This window comes from Caballeronia sp. INML1 (assembly GCF_023631085.1).
GTDB lineage: Bacteria > Pseudomonadota > Gammaproteobacteria > Burkholderiales > Burkholderiaceae > Caballeronia > Caballeronia turbans.
The window spans coordinates 1-271 of record NZ_JALQDT010000116.1 but is presented as its reverse complement, the minus strand read 5'-3'; the positions used below and the strand labels follow the sequence as shown (position 1 = coordinate 271).

The 271-nt window shown below is 57.2% G+C and carries 1 pseudogene; it reads left to right on the top strand.

Going from position 1 to position 271, the window contains the following annotated elements:
* Positions 1 to 271: pseudogene (locus tag NCR38_RS34050) on the top strand (cation-transporting P-type ATPase); the annotation flags it as partial.

Here is a 271-nt window from a genome sequence, read left to right as displayed (position 1 = left end):
GGCGTACCACGGTCAACCAGGCACCAATTACTGGCGAAAGTATGTCGGTTGAGAAAGGTCTCGGCGATAACGTCTTCGCAGGCACCATCAACGAATCGGGTTCATTCGAGTTTCAAGTCACCGCTGCGGCGAACAATTCGACGCTCGCGCGCATCATTCATGCGGTCGAGGACGCTCAAGGCACCAAAGCCCCGACGCAGCGATTTGTCGACCAGTTCGCCAAGGTCTACACCCCGATTGTCTTCGTGGTTGCGCTTGGCGTCGCCATCGT